This window comes from Yersinia pekkanenii (assembly GCF_001152565.1).
Taxonomy (GTDB): Bacteria; Pseudomonadota; Gammaproteobacteria; order Enterobacterales; family Enterobacteriaceae; genus Yersinia; species Yersinia pekkanenii.
Window position 1 is genome coordinate 1 of sequence record NZ_CQAZ01000040.1, and the last position, 19,461, is coordinate 19,461.

Consider the following 19,461-nt stretch of genomic DNA (forward strand, 5'->3'; position numbering starts at 1 on the left):
CATGATTATTAATGTTTTTTAGTCGTCAGATGGCATCTTTCGGGGAAATGTGCACGGAACCCCGTACTGGAACTCCATGATAAGGGAACCGGAGCGACAGAAATAGCAAAGATGATAAGTATCGCACGTTCCACGGTCTATAAAATCATCGAAGAGTCGAAAATGTGAGCGTCGGCAGTCGGTTTTTTAAAGGTCAACATGATGAAAATAAAAGATTTTTATCGACAACGTTAGCATTATCGTGGAAATGTGCGCGAAACCCCGATATCCGGGGCCACGTCGCGGGGAAATCGGTGCTGTTTAAGTGCGGTGGCCAGCCAGCGAGTCAGGAACAGATTTTCCTGGGATTCAGAGCTGACCTTGCCGTCACGTTTTGCCAGCTGAAGTGCGACCATGGCGCACCAGGCCAGATGACCGGATTTTTTCGTCAACGATTCAGTGCTCACAGATATTTACTTCTCCCTGGCGTTATCCATCTTATACGTGGTACATGCACGGCATATAAGGTTAATTATATCGCAATAATCAGCCTAACTGAATGTTTTAAAAGATTTTTTAGTTATGCGTTTACGCATGAAGGCGACAAAAATAGCTTTATACGACGCTGTCGTTAAGGGGCGCCGGTAACCCGGCGAAGCCGGTTCAGGTTTGATAGGTTTTGCCTAACCATCCCCTCGCCCTGATAAGCCATACCCGCTTAAAGTAATACAGAAGCTTCTGTGCGCGGTCGGAGTGGTCCCGACAAGGCCTTTGGCCGCAGTAGGGGCGTATCTCCGCGTGCGAGCGTTAGCGAAGCTACGAGCGTGTATCCAGGACTTACAGCTAACTTACTTCCAGCGACACAAATTTTCTAGTTACAACATCCATTGTAAAGCCACTCTGTTTCCGGCCTTTGGCCGGGAGCGGGGCGGCTTTTCAGTGGCTAAGGGGTTACTGTTCTAGATGTAGGTTCAGAGCTGCAGTTTGCCCACCGTAGGTGGGAGCTACCATTGCGTAGTTATTTTCCGAACCGGCGCGAGCTTGCTCGCTGCAAGGGCGGTCACTAATGCCCTTAATCCACAGAATATGCCGGACGGAGTAAGATCTTTTTAATTAGTTTACTAATTAAAAGAAAAAGAACTCTGGGTTAAGAATATATTGCGGATAACAAAAGATACGTTTACGGGTAAACCTTGTTTTCCAATTGCGGGTAATTGTGGATAAGAAAAGAAAGCATAATAATTTGCTTCAGGGATGAACATTTTAGCTGCAGGCCGACCTTTTTCCTGAATGATTTATATACAATTCTTCGCACCTGGCCAGCACAAAAACCGCCTGCGGCGGTTAGAGGATATTTATCGTTGATTAAGGCGTCAGTGAACGCTGTCCGGAGGGGCAGGTTCCAGCCCGAGGTCTAGTTGATACAATCGCATGTGGGCCAGACGCTCAAATTCATCCGGCGTCATTTGATATAGTTCGTCGGCCGGAAGCGTTTTAGTTAAATGATCCGCCATTGCGTAGAGACGATCGTCAAACTCCAGCGTACCCAGTTTTTTCGCACGCTTCTGTTTCAGGGCGTTTTCTCGCCGGCGAACAAGCGTCGCATGCCTCATACGTTCATACCAACGTTTACGGGCAGCACTGACGCTAATGTCCTCTCCGGGCGCAAGAAGTCCCTCAGCTTCGGCCGCCAGTCGCTCCTGCTGCTGCGCGTAGAGCTTATCGATATTTACGCCGACCAACTTCCAAAACTGCTCCGACAAAACCACATGCTTCGGATACCAGTAGCGGTTAAAACTGTCCCACTGGACACCCTCTGGCAATTCCAGTAAGCCAAAACGTATAAGCTCCTGTATCAGAGTGCATACCCTACGGACGGTCACTGCCGTTTCAGGAATGACATTCCCGTCTTCATCCTTCGGACTGAGCTCGTTGGCCAGTCGGCTGACATTCATCGTAACGATGTTAGTTGCTCTGTCCGCGACGCTGATAAGAAGAGGGGGGATCGCATCGAGCAAATTTTGCCGTTCCGGACGAAAATCACGGGAACGCCCGACGACCCGCCGCATCTGAACAAAGTAGGGATGGCGTGAAAGACGAATACGCAACGATACACGGCCGTTTTTCTTGTCACGTTTAACCAGCCGTCGATAGCCATGGCCAAACTCGCCAGACAACGGTTTGTACTGTTCAGGCCTGATGTATATAGGGTTAGGGCATTTACACGCAGTCGAATGTTCGCCTCTTCGGCGTTTAGTCGTTTTTGAAGGTGTTTCAGTTTTAGGTTCATCAATCCACTGCCAATAGGTGTCATCCGTCGCGGCACGCTCTAGCGCATCGAAATTGATATTTTCCCAGGAAGGATCAATTGATAGGTTTTCTGAATGTTTCTTAGTCACACCCGCCAGCACTTATGGCGGACGGGTATTGTGTTCTGAATTGCATGAGTTATAATCTCTCACAGGCCAGCGCCTGCTTTGTAACCCCTGATATCTGCTCTCTTCCGCCAAGTCGCGAACAGATTTCGGGGGTTTTTGCATTTAAGGCCCGCTGTTCTGGTACCTTTTCCCTTGAGCATTTCAGGATATGCCCATCCAACGCTACCATGCCGCCTAAAGCCACATAGCCTCTTATTCCTCTGCGCTCAGCCTCTTAGAAGCCAATGACTTCAGCACAAATCTCTGTAAATATTACCCGTTTTTTTTCTGCTTGCAACCAATGGATCCCTATCCAACGATCACCATCACACCTCACATTAATAATATCCTTATAAATCATCACCATTAACGATAGATCTAGAGGATCTCACCTAACGTCCTTCTACTGCAGTCAAAATATCCACTTTTATAATTCTCAGTATTAAATATTGATCATAATCAATATTTAGAGAGCTAATATTAACAATGCCAACATTATGTTTACTTAAGAGTGGGAAATAATGATGACTACTCTTTATACACCAGACAAATTAGCCCCAATAAAAATATCCAAACAGGCAATGCACTTCTTTACTCAGAGTGAGGAACCATGGGGAATTAAAGATGCACAAAGTCGCTACGTTTATGCTAATCAGGCTTACTTTAATTTTCTTGATATTCAAGATGATATAATAAATAACATTATTAATTTAAGTTATGACGCAATTCCTGCACTCTCATCACTAGCAGGACGACTCATAGCGCACGATCAAAAGGTCATGCAAACAGGGCTGCGCCTTGAAGCTGTCGGGACATTGTTGATTGGAGATAGTTATCGTTCATTTATCTTTGAAAAATTTCCACTTTTTGAAGAGAACGGCACTATTGTTGGAACGATAGCCCACCTAAAGCCTTTTGAGCGGCTATCTATGGAGTATTTTTTAGATAAACCTTTCTATGGTGAGGCCACATTCATCCCACCGACAAACATTTTCACGAAGCGAGAATGGGACGTACTTTTCTTGCTTTTTCGGGGTTCACATAGAGCACAAATATCTGATTTTTTAGGAATTTCTAAATTTTCGATAAGAAATATTATCTCGCGGCTGTTTCTGCTGACTGGCGTTTCATCTAAGGAAATGCTATTGGAACTGGGATTGAAAAAAGGATGGCATCTGTATGTTCCACCGAGATTCATTTCGATTGGCTACGATATTTTGTTCAAAGCTAACCTTTTAAATTAACATATTAGTTTACAAGAAAATAGGTGCATTTTGTACCGGTACAGTTTGCACCTATTCTTAAGTCGATTCTCCCCATAAAATCGCCCTAAATGATTAGTGACCGACCAGAGATTACGGACTCTAGAGCTCAAACATTGACATTGTTTGTTGCTGCCGCTAGCCTATTGCAACTACAGAGATAAGCTGTAGTCGAGCGTAGAAACTCGTGCAACTAAGTGGGGCATAAAAACCACACGCTTTGGCGTGTTTTTTTATGCGCATACCTGATTACCATCAATGGTGGCTCAGGTGAGGCAGCCTTAGGGCTGGCCGGTACCCACTTAGGCCGGTTTTCTACCCTCGCTTGGGCTACCACCAGATGCGTAGAAACTCCGGTGGAGGCTAAAAACCTACTATGTGGAGTATTACCTATGCCCCTTAATATCTGCTTAACATTCATTCAATTCAACATACGCCCATATTCCAGGTTAATCTGCCTAAATTCATCCTTAGCAAGGTATATAATCATCAGCAATATCCCCAAATATTCTTTCATATAAGGGGTATATCATGTTGAATTTAGATGCATTCTGGAAACTTCGCCTTATGTTTCCCGAACTAACCGAATCACAATTTCAGGTATTGATGTTATATGCTTTTGGTTTAGGTAATGAAAGCATAGCAGGCATACTAAATTGCTCTGTAAACGCCATTAAGCTGTCACTACGAAGAATAAAAGAAAACTTAAATGTAGAAAAACTAGAAATGGTCAGAGTCATTTATCACTGCCGAATACAAACCGCTATGATGGCACCTAATGACTTCCCTAGTTCTTATTATGAAAAAATTAAAGAGAATAAATGACATACAGACCCCTTTTGGGGTCTGTATTTCTTTTGCAAACCATGCGATGATCTCTTTTATCGCTGTTATTTAAATAATTATTTCTTTTCTCCGCCAAGAGAAGAAATAAAGTAATAATAATATTAGATCTTCGTCATGACTGTGGTTTGCAATACTCGGGTATAAAGCCAGTGCAGCGTTGATAACAGGTCGCAGTCCTGACGGAGATCTTTTTTCACCTTTGTATTGATTCCGGAAGCGGGATCATTTTTTGGAAGTGCGCCCATCATTCTGATGATTTTTCTGACTTATATCTATTTGACAAGGAAGACAAAAATCATGTTTAACTGGTATCTGGCTTGTCATCAACCGGGAAAGGAAACACTGTATAAAGCTCAACTGGAGCTGTCACGTTTGCATATTGATAGCTTCTGTCCGTTGATCCGCTTATCCCGACCACGACCCGACAGACCCAGCGGCAGATTGATTATTGAACCTCTTTTTTCTGGTTATATTTTTATCCAGTTTGACCCAGAGATCACACATACAACCAAATTGACAGCATTATCAAGTGTCAGTCATTTCGTCAAATTTGGTTGTGATATAAGACCAATACCAAAGACAGTAATAGAATCCTTAATGAAATTACCCCTCTGCCCGACAGAACAGGATGTAATAGCAGGTAGGTTTAAAGAAAAAATAGTGGCCATCACCAGAGTCAGTAATAAACATGAGCGCACAGTAATGTTTCTCGCATTAATGGAAGCGCTTAATACACCATTACGTAAATCGGCTTAACGCAGGCATTCTTTCTCTTAATTCTCTGTTTTTATCTCCAGCAGCAACCTTGCCTTCCCCCCACCCTAGCCGACAGAAATGTCGGTTTTTTTTATAAAAGGCCCCCTATGTTAGACATCACTGATTTATCACGCACAACTATTAGTATCGCCGGCAGTCGCAGATTAATAATTGATAAACTAACTATCGACCTTAGCATTAAAACAGGTGTTCCACTGAGCAAAGCTGAAATTATTAATGCGGTTATTGACCGGATTAGTGACATACAGCATGAGAATCTAGTTGAGCGAATTATTCTGAATAGATTCCCTGCGGGTCGGGGGCCGCTAGCTTTTCGTAAACACAGTAAACCGTAACATACGGAGAATGACGATATGTCTATTACCATTACTGAAAAGGATTTACGTGAACTCTATATTCAACGCGCAGCCCGTGTTATTCAGTTTAAACGTGCGTGTCGGCTTCGAGCAAAAAATCCCGAGAAAATAACGCTTAACGACCTTTCAGCGCTACGTTACTTGATCGTCGAAGCTGAGGACAATATCGTGACGTTTGAAAAGGAACACTTACGTTAACCCTTCAGCTCTCTGGAAATACCGCTTCTAAATATCTTACGTCCCGGTTTTTTCCTCTACCTGATGAATCTTATGAAAATCATTCACACATCAATGCTGCTCCCTATTATATTGGGTGGCTGCAGCCTGCCGCATCGTCAGCCGGACAGCAGCGACGCCCTACAATTTGTGGATGCACAGATACAAACAAACACTCAAATAATCATACTGGCCCAAGATTCATTGAAGCAGGCCAGTGCCATGACACAACGAGCTCGGTCACCAACCCCCAAATTATCCTCTAGCCTTAAGCCATCGGCAGCAACATTCAATAGTGGCCAGATTAATCCATCCTCAATACGAGGGGTGAAAAACGTCAAATCACTCGGTACACCGGGCACATTTACACTGATTAATAGAACCGCACGTAATCAACCTCTTGATGCAGCTCTTCACCAGATAGTGCCACAAGGATGGACAGTTGAATTCTCTGCAGATCTGAAGACCGTATCTCAGCAGCGGGTTAATCTTGAGGCCAATGATCAATGGCCGTTTGCTCTGGACAGGCTCTTAATTCAACATCAATTAGTGGCGTTAATTAACTGGCCAACGCAAAGAGTCTCTATTGCACGCTGGACAACGTCATTTAATTCGGCCCCTGTGGCCACTGCATCTCCCGCTAAAACGGGTAATGTATCAGCATTGATAAAACCACCAACATCATCGCCGTCTGTGATATCGCCCGGACCATATAATCCGTTCAGTGCATCACGAACGGTAGGGCCCACAGTGATCAAACCGGGTAAAGCTATCCCTTCATCCCCTCCCGTAGCGTCAACAACCCCGGTGATTAAAGTGGAGGTAAAACCAACCGTCGCGCCGAAAGACTGGCGAGCAGAGAAAGGGTCAACACTCAAAGATACCGTGTTCCTTTGGGCGGCCAATGCGAAATGCATCAAAGGTGAGAACGATACCTGGAGTGTGGTCTGGATGACTGATGTTAACTACCGCATCGATGCCCCATTATCCTTCTCAGGCTCGTTCCGAGAGGCATTGAATGGCGTATTCCGTTTATATACCACAGCAACGGTTCCCCTTTATGCCGGTATCAGTACGACACAATGTTTAATCAAGGTGGACGATAAGGAGGTGCGCTAATGGCAATTCAAGGTTGTATGTTGAAAGCCATGCTTCATTTAAATCCAAAGCAAATTCAATACCGCGTTAAGTAAAACCAGCTCTGATCACGGGCGCTACTTCCCCATTCATGACATCGATATTGTCATACTCAAATGGAAACCCGAGTTTAATAAAAAATAAGTCCGTGTATTGCTGCACGTTTCCAGTGTTGTAAAAGCATCCATCTGTTGTTGTGGCGATGTGGGTGCTCCAATGGTAGCGGGTACTGGAAAAATCAGGGAGTTCCCCGCTCATAGAGTAATGAACCAACAGAATTTCCTGAATGATGTCCCCCTCAGCACACCCAATAGCTTTTATTTTTTTGAACCCATTAATTACCTCGCGGTAAAGCCAAGCCTTCTCATCTTCTGTGGATAAGCCAAACATTCATCACCCTCTTTACATGGAGCATTATTGTGAACACAAAATATTATAGCAATTGTGGCACAGAGACTATTGACGCAGCCCTGCCTGATGGAATACCGCTGCTGATATTTGACCCCGGCTGTGGCGTCTCGAATGCCTGCCATAAGACGCTTGTGGCATCGGGTATCACTGTTCATCTGTTACAACCAGGTCATCTTGGGGGCTTCGGTCAGCCTGAACAACATGGTTGGGATTTGTTGGCAGACTTACCATTGATTGATGGTGCGTTGATTAAAAAAGCAAAGACAGTAGCGGATGCACTTATCCCTTCTCACACGGCTTCTGACCTGTTGGCTAGGGAGATTTTTGAGCATGTTTTGTTGTTTACTGTGGATACAGGCTGGTTTCGGGACTTTGCAGAGATGTGTAATTGGCTGGCATCCGGCTTTCTTCGTAACCTTATTTTATTTTGGCATAGCGTTCACCAGGACCATCCAGAAATTCTCTATCTGGCTGCATTGCCGGGAAATGACACAGAGTGGAAAGCTGCAGAGGCGGTGCTGACCAAACGACTGTGCATTCTTCAATCTCCGGTGGTCGCCATGCGATTCTGTCGGCCAGGTTTTTTGCTATCTTCCCTTCGAGCTGAGCCACGGCAAGTCGTGTTTCTGGCTCCTGGCATGCGAGATCTCATGGACAGTGAAATGATGGCGCTGTATCAGTTTTTATTCAGAATTATGTCTAACCTCGCCGAGCTGAATGGCACACCGTTTCACCGTCTGGTACCTGAATGTGAGCAGGAGCTTGTAATGCAATCAGAGTGTTAATCCCTCGGCATCTGGTTGAACCTCATCCTCCGCGAGCCAATCGGCACGACGAATCAAGATTAATGTTCATGGTTATCCCGTTTAGCTTCTGATTAAGGAGACGCGCTCATGGGGATTGGCTACTGGCTCTTGTCGATGTTTCTAGTTCTCTTCCTGATGACGGCTGATATGACGCACCGGAGAACGCATCAGACTCTGGAAATGGCTGAAAGCGAGAATAAACAGAGAGCTCGACAAACAGTGCTCTACATCAATGCCATCAATGACTATCTGTATGACCACCCCCAAGACAATGGCGTGATAAACGACAATTTACTGGGTTTCAGTTCCCTCCCGTCCCTGTCTCATATCATTCAAGATCGTCGTGTCTTTGTTTACCAACCCAACAACAGTGGCTTAATGAGCGCACTGAAAACGATGACCCGTGACTCTGCATTACTGGGACGGGTACAAAATCGCCGCCTTATCGATAATCTCGGTACCGATATGCAAGTCTCTGTTCCTGACGTTATTTCAGAGACTTATCTCGTTTATATTAACTGACCTCTCGGACTCCTTATGCCTAAAACCCCAACAGCGCTGGCCTCGGCCATTGCGTTAAGCCTTATGCTGTCTGGCTGCTCCAGTATGGACAGAATAAACCAGACCATGAAACAGACGGATACTGACTACGGTACAGCCACTGGCCATCTCAGTCAGATAGCGTCCGGTTCTCCAGTCCAGGAACTCACCACTCAATGGATCAATCCTGTCCCGCTCAACAGCCGGACACAAACACAGGCTCAACTCCCAGGTTGTACACCCACATTTAATCGTCCAGGTGAAGTCTCATTGGCCGAGGTAAGCGCCTTTATTACCCGGACATGTAAAATACCGGTAGTGGTTACACCGGATGCACAAGCCGCGATGGTGCCAGGCCAGGGCAAAACAGAAAAAATTCAAGGAAGCATCCCCGCCCCTGACAGCAATGGCATGGTCCCCTTGAATACGATGGGCGGCGCGGCCCCCGTGGTTCGTGAGACGGGCGGCTCTGGCAATACGCTGCGGGGTGTTCACTGGGAGGGATCCCTTGCTGGCCTATTAGATAATGTGACAACGCGCCTGGGATTATCCTGGCGTTATGAGCAGGGCCGTATTTCCATTTTCTATGTCGATACACGCACCTTCCCCATCATGTTTATGGATTCGAAAACAGCGTTCAGCTCTAAAGTCATTAGTGGAACCACCACCTCATCAGGCACCTCAGGCAGCAGCAGCGGGGGCGGTCTCTCTGGTGATGTGAATACGTCACAGACAACAACGATGGAAATGAGCTCGGGCCTTTACAGTGATCTGGAGAACACGATCAAGGCAATGCTCACCCCGGGCGTTGGCCGGTTGTTCCTTGCCGCTGGAATGCTCACCGTAACTGATACGCCTCGCGTTCTTGATGCGGTCAACACCTACATTAATGACCGCAATACTGAACTCAACCGTCAAGTGGTCCTCAACGTTAAAGTCTATTCTGTTGAAAAACGGCGTCAGGACCAACTGGGGATTGATTGGAATGCGGTATTTACGTCTGGCAGTATCGGCGGCTCGTTAACCAGTGCATTTACAGAGGCATCCACCAGTGCCATGACGGGAGGGTTATCGATACTCGATGGCAAATTTGCCAACTCAAAAGCCTTTGTCAATGCACTGGCTGAACAGGCAAATGTATCGTTAGTCACACAACAGGCCAGCACCACGACCAATATGTCAGCCGTACCTGTTCAGGTGGGTACACAACAAGATTATGCCAGTCAGGTCAATACTGATTCCACGGCCAATGTGGGCACCTCTACGTCAATAACAAAATCAACTATCACAACCGGCTTCAACATGACCATGTTGCCGTACATCATGCCAAAGTCATCCCAAATCCAGTTGCAGTTCAGTATCAACATGAGTGATGACCCAACATCACGCACATTCACCAGCGGTGAAAGCAGTATTGAGTTGATGAAAACCCGACTGAAAACATTCAATCAGCGCGTGATCTTAAGTTCTGGCCAAACATTGGTGCTCAGTGGATTTCAGCAAGTCAATAACACCGGAAGCAAACAAGGCGTGGGGTCAGCCTCCTTCTTTGGGCTCGGTGGTGGGGCTAATGGTCAGAAGGACGACACCATGCTGGTTATTCTGATCACACCAACCCTTCTGAGGTGATCCATGACAGAAAATGATAACGATAACCCGCTGTATGTTATTCGCAGTGGCGGCTGGGTATTCATCGCAGGATTGCAGTGGGAATTAGTCGAAAGTCGATACCGCTATGCGGCTCGCGCCTTCGCACGACGTCATGATGCTGACAGTTTTGCCACCGTTCCCGCCAACAAAAATCAATTATTGGCGGGAATTGGCAATCTACACGATGCCGGAGTGATGCCCCGGGAGACCCGAAAATCGGCTTCTCTGGCGTTAACCTTATTGCCCATGCTCGGCAACCACGGCTGGGGCGTGTTCGAGCTCGATGATGGCCAGTTCTGGTTTGTCGCAGCCCTTAACGGGCAGTTGTCCGTTCTCTCTGATGTTGTCGGTAACAAACACTCAATACGCGATGCGGTGAAAACGTTCCTGAGCTTTGATCTAATGCCGCAGGATGCGCGGACCATTATCTGCCCTCCTGACTTTCTGCCCGATGTAACGGCCGATAATGTGTTGTTAGACAATGCGCTGCCCTCGATCACCGTACCACGCCGCGCTCGGCTGCATCCTCTCTCTAACCGCAAGGCCCTGATTGTCTGGTCGGCCATCTTGATCGGTGTATTTGGGGGATACTACGCGATAACAGAATATCAGTCCCTGCAGGAGGCAAAACGCATTGCTGACGTAAGAGCCGCATTTTTAAAGACGAAAGAACAGATTAAGACAGCCACGCCAGCCGCGTTACAGCCCTGGAAAGAACAGCCTGTTCTGGCCACGTTTCTAAGTACCTGCAGTGCGCAATGGAAATCCGCCCCCATCAGTATTGCGGGTTGGCGTTTTCGTACAGCAGATTGCACATCAGGATCCATGAGGCTGGCATGGAGTAAGCCTATTGGGGGAACAGTCGGTGACTTTTCTCGTCGGCTTGCCATCTGGTATCCGGGTAACAAACCCTTGTTCAATATCCCAGGTGGAGCCGATACCGGGGGCGTTGCCCTTCTCCTGGCAATGCCCCTCCCGGCCACGCCGGAAATCGTCGGTGATGCGGATAGCCAAACCCAACGACTGACCAATTATGCGCAACAACTGCGGGCAGTGCTGAATCTGACTGAAGACAGTGCCTCAACAGTCAAGGTCAATAATGAATCAATCCCGCTTCCCTGGCGCAGTTTCAGTTTCACATTTGCCACTGATATACCGCCCGACAAACTCTTTTCTCCTGCGTTGTTTGATGCCTCTGGCATCCGACTGACGCGGATAACGGTCACTCTGAATAACGCCAGACTGCACTATTCTCTGGAAGGAAAATTGTATGCTCAATAAATACAGCCGCCCGTTGTTGCTGTGCATTCTGTTCGGGTCAACCCCAGGCAGCTATGCTGCGCCGACCACGGCATTACCCGGTGTCACCCATACCACTGAAATACAGAAAAGTTCGCCCACTGAGTCTGAGACTCCCTCCTCAGATACTCCGCCAACCCCAACTCGCCTTCATGAGAACTCGGGAAATACGTTAAATCTGGCTCGTCTTGAACGTATTCAAGCGGATACCTTGCTGTTTGAAGCACAAGCCGCCCGGGCAAAGGCACTGCTCTCTCTGCAGCAAAACAATGGCTATGATGCCTCCCTGCCGGCTCCCTTATCCCAAAGTCTGGTTGCGACCACGGGAGGGATCCCGGGAACAACGTTATCAACACTCCCCACACAGATTGCATTACCCCGCATAGTGGAAATTGCGGGCAGTGGTAAGCATTTACGAACACGCCTGGCATTATCCGATGGCGCTGCGGTTGAACTTAGCGCAGGGCAACGCATTCCCGGCACGAACAACACCGTAAAGACGATTACGGCGCAGGAAGTCCAGATAACGACTTCAACCGGAGAAACTCACACCCTGGCATTTACTGAGTGAGGCTTTTATGTCCGAACTGCTACTGAATGACCTTGCAAGCTGGGTTCACGAACACACCGAAGACGATGGCAGTGTCACGTTGATGATTGCTGAACATCATCGCAGTGATGTCCGGGTTCAGTCCTATACCAACCGTGTGCGGCAAACAAAAAAGGTCAACGATATTCAGTTCCTGCCCCTCGATCAGATAAAAGCTTATAAGGAACAACAACCGCAACAACAGACTGACAAAACCTTGTTCAGTGATACCCAGAAAAAAGTGATCGCGTATTTCAAAAAGGCGGTTGAACTCAAGGCCTCGGATATTCATCTGGAGATAGGAAAAGGCGGAACGACACGCATCGTGATGCGTATTCACGGTGATTTGGTCAAAGTTGATGCCATTTCAACCAAAGAAGGCGAATTATTAGCCTCTACCATCGTGTTATCGATGTGCGATGTCGCGGAAGCCCAGTTTAATGCCAACCGAAACCAGGATGGCCGGGTGAAAGCGGAGTTCTTGCGGGGGTTGGGCCTTTTTGGTGCACGTTATGCGCACATTCCGGCCGTATATGGATTGTACGTGGTCATGCGTATCTTACCCGACGACAGTGCTACGCCACCCACGCTGGAGGCATTGGGATTTCTACCTGAACATCAGCGCCTTTTGCGCCGAATGTTGCAACGACCGGAAGGTATTATCATCCTGTCAGGACCAACGGGATCTGGCAAAAGTACCACTCTGCGAACATTCAGTGACTTGTATCTGGAAAGCACCCATCAGTTACGACGCCTGATGACCATTGAAGATCCACCAGAAGGCGAAATAGAGGGCGCAGTACAAACGGCTATCATCGCCGATAAAAATAACCCTGCGGCCGTCTCTCAAGCATGGGTTCGGGCTATTTCTGCTGCATTGCGACTCGATCCTGATGCCCTGGTTGTCGGGGAAATGCGTGACGAAAACTCAGCAAAAACCAGTATTACGGCCGCAATGACCGGACACCTTCTATTAACCACTCTGCATGCTAACGACCCCATCAATATACTGGAGCGACTGGCCACGCTGGGCATTAATCCGGCGTTACTGACGGACCCACAATTGATGATCGGACTTATCAGTCAACGGTTGGTGCAATTACTTTGTCCACGTTGCAAAAAGCCCTGGTCGGCAGAGAAAGAACGGTTATCACAAGATGATAAAGATCTGCTTTCAAATAGGTGTCAGTTAGAGAACCTGTACTTTCGCCATAAAGACGGGTGCGAACATTGTCATATGGGCATTGTTGGCCGTACCGTCATTACCGAGGTGATCAGTCCTGATGCGAAGTTTATGCAAACGTACCGTGACCACGGCAAACTCGCTGCACGAACTTACTGGCACCGCGAACTCAACGGAATAACCCGCAATACACACCTGTTACACCATATCAATGCCGGTCTGGTTGACCCACTGGCAGCAGATCGCGTGAGCCCGTTAGACGAAGACCAATGGCTTCTGCTCGATAAGGAGGATAAATGAAGAGGCTGAGCAACTTTTTCACCCCCATTCTCCGGCCCGATTTACAGATTAAATATCTACAACCGGCAAGACGCTGGCTTTACCGCCACACCTTCTCAACCCGTGACCGTTTGTCACTGTATGAAGACCTGGCTTTTCTGCTTGATAACAATCGCACGCTGGAAGTTGCCATCACAAACATGCGAGACAGTGCAACTGACTTTGGTAAACGCAGCTCTCCTTCTGCCGTCTGGCTAAATGACTGTTTGAAAGCCCTCAGCAATGGTCAGTCATTGGATGTAGCGTTGGGCGATTGGATCCCTCGCCAGGAAGCCGCCATTATCAGTGCTGGCGTATTGGATGGTCATATTGCTGATGCATTACGTCGTGCCATGACTGTCGTACAGGGTATCGATGAAATGAAGTCATCCATCTACAGTACCCTGGGATATCCCCTGGCCCTGATCGCCACCGTCATTGGCATCATGAATATGGTCAGTGAACATTTCATTCCTCAGTTGGCTAAAATCATTCCCCGAACAACCTGGGAGGGCGGGATATGGTGGCTGGGCGCAACCTCGGATTTCGTTGTTAATCAAGGCGTCTTACTGTCGTTGTCGGTGGCATTACTCACGGCGTGGATAACCTGGTCATTCAATAATATGACCGGAAAAACCCGGCGCGGGCTTGATTACCTCATTCCCTGGTCGATATACAAAGACTTTCAGGGGGTGGCATTTCTGCTCAATATCGCGGCGCTGTTACGGGCTGATGTCAAAACACTGGATGCACTGGATATCCTCTCCCGTAACGCCTCACCCTGGTTACTGGAGCGGCTTAACGCAGCGCGACGCCTGGTTCGCCAGGGACAACACCTCGGGCTGGCATTGCGTAATACGGGCTATCATTTCCCGTCCAAAGACTGCGTGAACAAACTGGTGTTGCTCACCGACGGTGACAACGCTGCCGGCATCATCGAGAACTATGCCAAACATTGGATGATCACCACCATCAAACTCATCAAACGCCGGGCGACACGCCTGTCTATCGTGTTGTTCCTGGTGGTCAGTGGTTACATGTTTTTGTTGGTCCAGGTCATTCAACAACTCAATAGTATGGCGGCCCAAATGGGTCAGTAATCGCCTTTATCCCTTCGAATCTTTCCAGCCCTCTGGCTATTTACTGTAATTAAGGAAAAACCAATGAAGAATGTTGCTTCACGGACGCGTCATGTCCATCGCGGTGTATTGAGCATTGAAATGGTCATAATTCTGGCCGTTATCGTCATTATGGTGATTTACATTTTCTCCAACAGTGGCGGCCTGTTCCGTAAAAATGACACCACCATGGAGCTCGGTAACGCACAAGAGATCATGACCCAGACCCGTACCTTGCTGAAAACGCAAGGTCTGTATGACTTCAGTAATGCGGCATCGATGACCGGTACGTTGGTTCTGTTCGGTGGCGTACCAAACTCCATGACACTCATCGGTGATAAAAGCTCTGGCACCGCGACGGTGATTAACACTTGGGGTGGCGCTGTAACCGTGCAAGCCGAAGCGTCATCTGGCGGCAGTAACACCGGCTTCTCACTGACGTATGAGAGCGTACCGCAAGAGTCTTGTGTGACCATCGCCACCAAAATGTCACAAACCACTGTGGTATCAGAGACCACGATCAACGGCTCTGCAACCGTAGGGGCCGTCTCTGCTGCAAATGCCGGTTCACAGTGTCAGGCTGATAACGGTTCAAACGGGACCAACACGCTGAAATTCAAAAGCATGACTTAACTCACCGCACATCTGTGCTCATCACTGACCGGGCAGGCTGCACAGCTTGCCCCTTTTACAGGCTGAGATATGGAAAAATCACACAAGCGCATTGGGCTGGTTTTGGGTCTGATGTCACTGCTGTTGAGCCTGTCGGGGAGCGCCAGTGCCTTCTGCTTTCAGGCCGCAGGAGAACGCTATCAGGTTGACCCTGTGTTGCTTGAAGCCATGGCAGTACAAGAAAGTGGTCTGAACCCCCGGGCAATCAACACGAACCGCGATAAAGCAGGGAAAGCAATAAGCACGGATTATGGTGTTATGCAGATTAACTCCCGCCATATTCCAAAACTGGTTTCAATGGGCGTTATTACGTCGAAAGAAGACTTGCTCAATAACGCGTGTCTCAACGTACAAATAGGCGCGTGGATCCTGGCAACACACCTACAGACCTGTGGTGTGAACTGGAGTTGTCTCGGCTCCTACAACGCGGGATTCGCCGGCAATAACGAACACCGTAGAATGTTATACGCCAAGCGTATTTACGGTATCTATAACAAGTTATTGGTGCGGAGACCGTCATGACATTACTGACGTTATGTCTGTTAATACCCGTGATATTCACTGCCTTTGTCGTCATTGGCAGAGGCCTGCACCAGCAAGCCGCCAATTTCATCCGAGACCATGAAGGTCACTCTCCCGATAAATGGCCTTATTCCGGCGTAATAACCGTCTTATTCGCATTAATGGCCAGTCTGGTTTTTCTGCGGGGCGAATATCAGGAGTTACCCAGATTAACGGTATTTCGTGACCTAATTTTACTCGGATGGTGTGTAGTGTTAACACATTTGGATATCGCCAGACACTGGCTACCGCTCCCCTTTACGTTAAGCCTCACCATCAGCGGCATGTTGTTTACCCTGCTTTCCGATACGTTACTGCCCTTCCGTCATGCATTGGTTGACTGGGGGGTCATGATGACCTTGCTCTACGGTTTTCGTGTCATGGCCAACCGACACGGGAAGGAACGTTTTGGCCTGGGGGATGTTTACCTTTTGGCCGGTCTGAGTATCTGGTTGACGTTACCTGTCACCGCTGTCATCACATTGATGGCTCTCGGGATCATCGCGGTTCAATGGCTGGCCAGCCGCACCGGTTTACTCGTTAACCGGGAGTTTATCCCCTTTGCACCCTATATCTGCTTCTGCCTCGCAATGGTCATATTGGCAGGTATTCCTTCATTTACAGGCTATGTGCTATGAAAAAACAGAATTCTTTGCCCGTTAGCGTTCATCAGGGTGTGCTGGCAATTGAGTTAATGATTGTGCTGGTCATTATTATGCTCGCCGCTATTTACGCTTATCCCCGCTATACCCAGTACATGGAAGAAATGGAATGGGGGGTAGAAGCCAGCAATATGACGACCGTCGGCAGTGCAGCCAAAAGCTATATTCGTGACAATCGTGACACATTAGTCAGCCAGGTCACTGGCGGAACGCCCGTCACGGTGACCGCAGCCAAATTACAGCAAGAGGGCTATCTGCCTATCGGATTTTCTCTGCAAAATATAGCCGCCCAAACATACCTGGTCGCCATTGCCCGAGACCCGACGTTTAATCAAAAACTGGTCGCCTTTGTGTTAACTGAAGGGGGTCAGACGTTCTCTTATAAAGCGTTGCGTTATATCGCGCTAAAAATTGAAGGCTCCGGGGGGTATGTGTGGACAGATAACATTGCCGTGGGCGCTGTTGGGGGGTGGGAAAAAAATCTGACAACCTTCGGGCTGGCGGCTGAGTCTGGTCGACCGCTTACCTGGTTATCTTCTGATGTTCTCGGTACTGATACGCAGGAAAGTGACCGTTTATATCGTTATGAAGTCAGTGGGCGTCCCGACTTAAATCGAATGCACACCCATATCGATTTGAACAAGAATAATCTCAACAACGTGAAAGATATTAACGCCGAAACCGGCACGTTCAGTGAAACTGTCACTGCGGAGGGTGATATCAAAAGCAATACCGGTTGGTTAATAACGCAAAGTGGAAAAGGTTGGTTGAATGAGGAGCACGGTGGCGGATTCTATATGAACGATAACGATTGGATCCGTACCGTTAATAACAAAGGCATTTATACCGGAGGTCAATTGCGGGGCGGCTCTGTTCATGCAGAAGGCCGTCTGGGCACAGATGAATTTCTTCAGCTCAATAAAGTGATGACAGCAGGTCAGGCGTGTGAAATCGGGACATTAACTCGCGATGCAGAAGGTGCCCCTCTTTTCTGCCAGAAAGGAATATGGACCAGTATCGGCGGTGGCGGGATGTCGCGTGCTGGCGTCAATAACGTAGATGTCGTGTCAAACGGATCATATAAGGTTTTACTCGTCACCGTGTCCAGCTTGTTTAATCCTGCCGATGGTTCTCATACCGGTTCAGCTGACTTTAATGTGTACGTAGACGGAGGGCTGGTTGGCATAGTCAGTACCCGTGTCCAGGTTGATAAAAGCGGGAGTAACGGCCATTACTGGGGGTATCAGAATTTTGGTGTCGCTCAAAAACAACTGGTCGTCAATGTAAAATCAAACAGTCGGATCACGGTAACACTGGCGAACAGTGCCTATCACAACACCAGCGATGTCCGTATAGATTTAACGTCCTGACCCCCGTATCACCCTATCTCCGATATTCACGCTATTAGGAAACCTCAATAATGAAATTATCGTATTTGGCCTCTTTTGGCCTGCTGCTGCTGTCCGGCTGTCATGCCCGCCAGGCCGACCACCCGACGCCCCCGCCACAACCCGCATCAGCCAATGCAGCTCAGCTTCAAGCTACTCAGCAGGAACTGTACCTGAAGGGCGCATTAAACCAGAAAGCACCTCATATTCCTGGCAGTATCACAGCAAACAGTCAGCGACTTTCAGTTGATTGGGAGGGGGATGCCGTTGAACTCCTGGCCCAATTAGCCCGTCAACGTGGTATCACATTTGCTTACAGTGGAGTCCGTTTACCCCTACCGGTCAGTATTCATGTACGCGAAGTGACCTTTGAAAATATTTTACGTCAGCTAGAGACGCAAATTGGCTGGCGGGCAACATTCAGACAGCAATCCCTTGAATTACATCTGCATTTCTCTTTACCCGATAAAGAGGGGCGTCTCGCATGAAAAAGACTTTACTCGCTGTCGCCATACTGTTTTCCCTTCCCGCACTGGCGGTAGAAGAACCGGCTCCGCCGCCAGGGATGGATGCTTATCTGAGTCCATCAGATAACAGTCGTAACGGAATGAGTGACACGGTCTATCAGATGTTGACAGAAGCTGGCCGCACCGTCGGTTTTCGCGGTGGGAAAGCGCAACGTGCATGGGAGTTACAAACAGCACTGATCAGTAAAGAGAGCACTCTAAACACCGTGTATGACTTTCGTCCCCTCATTACTCGCCAGGGTTGGCTGCCGCCTGTCATCGCTGCATCAAAAGATATTGCACACATCACCCCGGACCAGATACGCACGGCAACCCGCGTATATAAAATTGTGGTGCCGGAACGTTTTGTCAGTAACCCCCCGGGATGGAGACAGTATCTCCTGGCGGGGCTCAATACCGGGCGCACTGCATTGCCTGAATCCAGCGTTCATCCTAAAGACGGCCAACAAAGAACCGTATGGCGGCAAGCGATTGAAAAGGGATGGACTGAGGGGCGAGAGAGTGCAGATAACACGCTGGAGGCTAACTTTAGCCGATTGACCCGCGATTATGCCGGCATGTTGCAATACTCGACATTGCTACAACAGGGAATGATAAAAGCACCACGGGTCACCGAACAACAGCAAACAGTCACCGGCACCCGTGACCAATTGATGATCGGCGACAAAGTGAAACGATTGAAAGAGCGTGCCGGCTTCGACATTGATAAAACCCATTGGCAACCTGTTATCACACAGGAGAAATAGC

At 48.1% G+C, this 19,461-nt stretch carries 20 protein-coding genes and 2 pseudogenes; 19 read left to right on the plus strand and 3 right to left on the minus strand.

Annotation, left to right across the window (positions count from 1 at the left end; all coding sequences use genetic code 11):
• Positions 1-54 precede the first annotated feature (54 nt).
• Positions 55-168: pseudogene (locus tag AEP37_RS25120) on the plus strand (helix-turn-helix domain-containing protein); the annotation flags it as partial.
• A gap of 95 nt (positions 169-263) precedes the next feature.
• On the opposite strand, the pseudogene AEP37_RS17470 reads toward AEP37_RS25120, so the two are convergent.
• Together AEP37_RS17470 and repA are read right to left on the minus strand one after the other, a co-directional pair.
• A pseudogene (locus AEP37_RS17470) lies at positions 264-446 on the minus strand (DUF2913 family protein); the annotation flags it as partial.
• A gap of 906 nt (positions 447-1,352) precedes the next feature.
• Positions 1,353-2,378, minus strand: coding sequence for a plasmid replication initiator RepA (gene repA, locus AEP37_RS17475; protein ID WP_049614566.1), 1,026 nt, complete (start codon positions 2,376-2,378; stop codon positions 1,353-1,355).
• A gap of 539 nt (positions 2,379-2,917) precedes the next feature.
• Here repA and AEP37_RS17480 point away from each other — a divergent pair.
• The 5 genes from AEP37_RS17480 to AEP37_RS24330 all read left to right on the plus strand — a co-directional run bounded on the left by AEP37_RS17480 (position 2,918) and on the right by AEP37_RS24330 (position 6,972).
• Positions 2,918-3,640 carry a PAS domain-containing protein gene (locus AEP37_RS17480; RefSeq protein ID WP_050691959.1) on the plus strand — a complete coding sequence of 241 codons (723 nt, stop codon included), beginning with the start codon at positions 2,918-2,920 and terminating at the stop codon, positions 3,638-3,640.
• A 549-nt stretch (positions 3,641-4,189) separates the two neighbouring features.
• Entirely contained in the window at positions 4,190-4,483 is a 294-nt protein-coding gene (locus AEP37_RS17485; RefSeq protein WP_049614568.1) for a helix-turn-helix transcriptional regulator, read from the plus strand.
• 318 nt (positions 4,484-4,801) lie between these two features.
• Positions 4,802-5,260 carry a transcription termination/antitermination NusG family protein gene (locus AEP37_RS17490; protein WP_012606414.1) on the plus strand — a complete coding sequence of 153 codons (459 nt, stop codon included), beginning with the start codon at positions 4,802-4,804 and terminating at the stop codon, positions 5,258-5,260.
• Positions 5,261-5,634: 374 nt separating this feature from the next.
• Positions 5,635-5,835 (plus strand): hypothetical protein, encoded by a 201-nt coding sequence (locus tag AEP37_RS17500; protein WP_012606416.1) that lies wholly within the window; start codon positions 5,635-5,637, stop codon positions 5,833-5,835.
• Between the two features lie 72 nt (positions 5,836-5,907).
• On the plus strand, positions 5,908-6,972 hold the full coding sequence (locus tag AEP37_RS24330; RefSeq protein ID WP_050691960.1) for a toxin co-regulated pilus biosynthesis Q family protein: 1,065 nt from the start codon (positions 5,908-5,910) through the stop codon (positions 6,970-6,972).
• A gap of 66 nt (positions 6,973-7,038) precedes the next feature.
• Here AEP37_RS24330 and AEP37_RS17510 read toward each other — a convergent pair whose 3' ends face one another.
• Positions 7,039-7,380 carry a hypothetical protein gene (locus AEP37_RS17510; RefSeq protein ID WP_049614569.1) on the minus strand — a complete coding sequence of 114 codons (342 nt, stop codon included), beginning with the start codon at positions 7,378-7,380 and terminating at the stop codon, positions 7,039-7,041.
• A 29-nt stretch (positions 7,381-7,409) separates the two neighbouring features.
• On the opposite strand from AEP37_RS17510, the gene AEP37_RS17515 reads away from it, so the two are divergent.
• The 13 genes from AEP37_RS17515 (at position 7,410) to AEP37_RS17575 (ending at position 19,460) form a co-directional block, all read left to right on the plus strand.
• Entirely contained in the window at positions 7,410-8,186 is a 777-nt protein-coding gene (locus AEP37_RS17515; protein ID WP_012606418.1) for a hypothetical protein, read from the plus strand.
• A 108-nt stretch (positions 8,187-8,294) separates the two neighbouring features.
• Positions 8,295-8,729 carry a type IV pilus biogenesis protein PilM gene (pilM, locus tag AEP37_RS17520; protein ID WP_012606419.1) on the plus strand — a complete coding sequence of 145 codons (435 nt, stop codon included), beginning with the start codon at positions 8,295-8,297 and terminating at the stop codon, positions 8,727-8,729.
• Positions 8,730-8,744: 15 nt separating this feature from the next.
• Positions 8,745-10,376, plus strand: coding sequence for a PilN family type IVB pilus formation outer membrane protein (gene pilN, locus AEP37_RS17525; protein ID WP_012606420.1), 1,632 nt, complete (start codon positions 8,745-8,747; stop codon positions 10,374-10,376).
• Positions 10,377-10,379: 3 nt separating this feature from the next.
• On the plus strand, positions 10,380-11,678 hold the full coding sequence (pilO2, locus tag AEP37_RS17530; RefSeq protein ID WP_012606421.1) for a type 4b pilus protein PilO2: 1,299 nt from the start codon (positions 10,380-10,382) through the stop codon (positions 11,676-11,678).
• Positions 11,668-12,267, plus strand: a complete 600-nt coding sequence (pilP, locus tag AEP37_RS17535) for a type IV pilus biogenesis protein PilP (protein WP_049614570.1) — start codon at positions 11,668-11,670, stop codon at positions 12,265-12,267. Before pilO2 ends, pilP begins: the two co-directional genes overlap by 11 nt.
• A 7-nt stretch (positions 12,268-12,274) precedes the next feature.
• On the plus strand, positions 12,275-13,768 hold the full coding sequence (locus AEP37_RS17540) for a GspE/PulE family protein (RefSeq protein WP_012606423.1): 1,494 nt from the start codon (positions 12,275-12,277) through the stop codon (positions 13,766-13,768).
• A complete protein-coding gene (locus tag AEP37_RS17545) occupies positions 13,765-14,886 on the plus strand; it encodes a type II secretion system F family protein (protein WP_050691961.1) in 1,122 nt (373 codons plus the stop codon). Before AEP37_RS17540 ends, AEP37_RS17545 begins: the two co-directional genes overlap by 4 nt.
• Positions 14,887-14,949: 63 nt before the next feature.
• Positions 14,950-15,537, plus strand: a complete 588-nt coding sequence (locus tag AEP37_RS17550) for a type 4 pilus major pilin (protein ID WP_012606425.1) — start codon at positions 14,950-14,952, stop codon at positions 15,535-15,537.
• A 69-nt stretch (positions 15,538-15,606) separates the two neighbouring features.
• Entirely contained in the window at positions 15,607-16,098 is a 492-nt protein-coding gene (locus tag AEP37_RS17555; RefSeq protein WP_012606426.1) for a lytic transglycosylase domain-containing protein, read from the plus strand.
• Positions 16,095-16,775 carry a prepilin peptidase gene (locus AEP37_RS17560; RefSeq protein ID WP_049614571.1) on the plus strand — a complete coding sequence of 227 codons (681 nt, stop codon included), beginning with the start codon at positions 16,095-16,097 and terminating at the stop codon, positions 16,773-16,775. The genes AEP37_RS17555 and AEP37_RS17560 overlap by 4 nt, the downstream gene beginning before the upstream one ends.
• Complete coding sequence (pilV, locus tag AEP37_RS17565; RefSeq protein WP_049614572.1) at positions 16,772-18,169, plus strand: shufflon system plasmid conjugative transfer pilus tip adhesin PilV; 1,398 nt, start codon at positions 16,772-16,774, stop codon at positions 18,167-18,169. Before AEP37_RS17560 ends, pilV begins: the two co-directional genes overlap by 4 nt.
• A 50-nt stretch (positions 18,170-18,219) precedes the next feature.
• Positions 18,220-18,675, plus strand: coding sequence for a DotD/TraH family lipoprotein (locus AEP37_RS17570; RefSeq protein ID WP_012606429.1), 456 nt, complete (start codon positions 18,220-18,222; stop codon positions 18,673-18,675).
• Complete coding sequence (locus AEP37_RS17575) at positions 18,672-19,460, plus strand: type IV secretion system DotC family protein (RefSeq protein WP_049614573.1); 789 nt, start codon at positions 18,672-18,674, stop codon at positions 19,458-19,460. Before AEP37_RS17570 ends, AEP37_RS17575 begins: the two co-directional genes overlap by 4 nt.
• The last annotated feature ends 1 nt before the right edge of the window (position 19,461 follow it).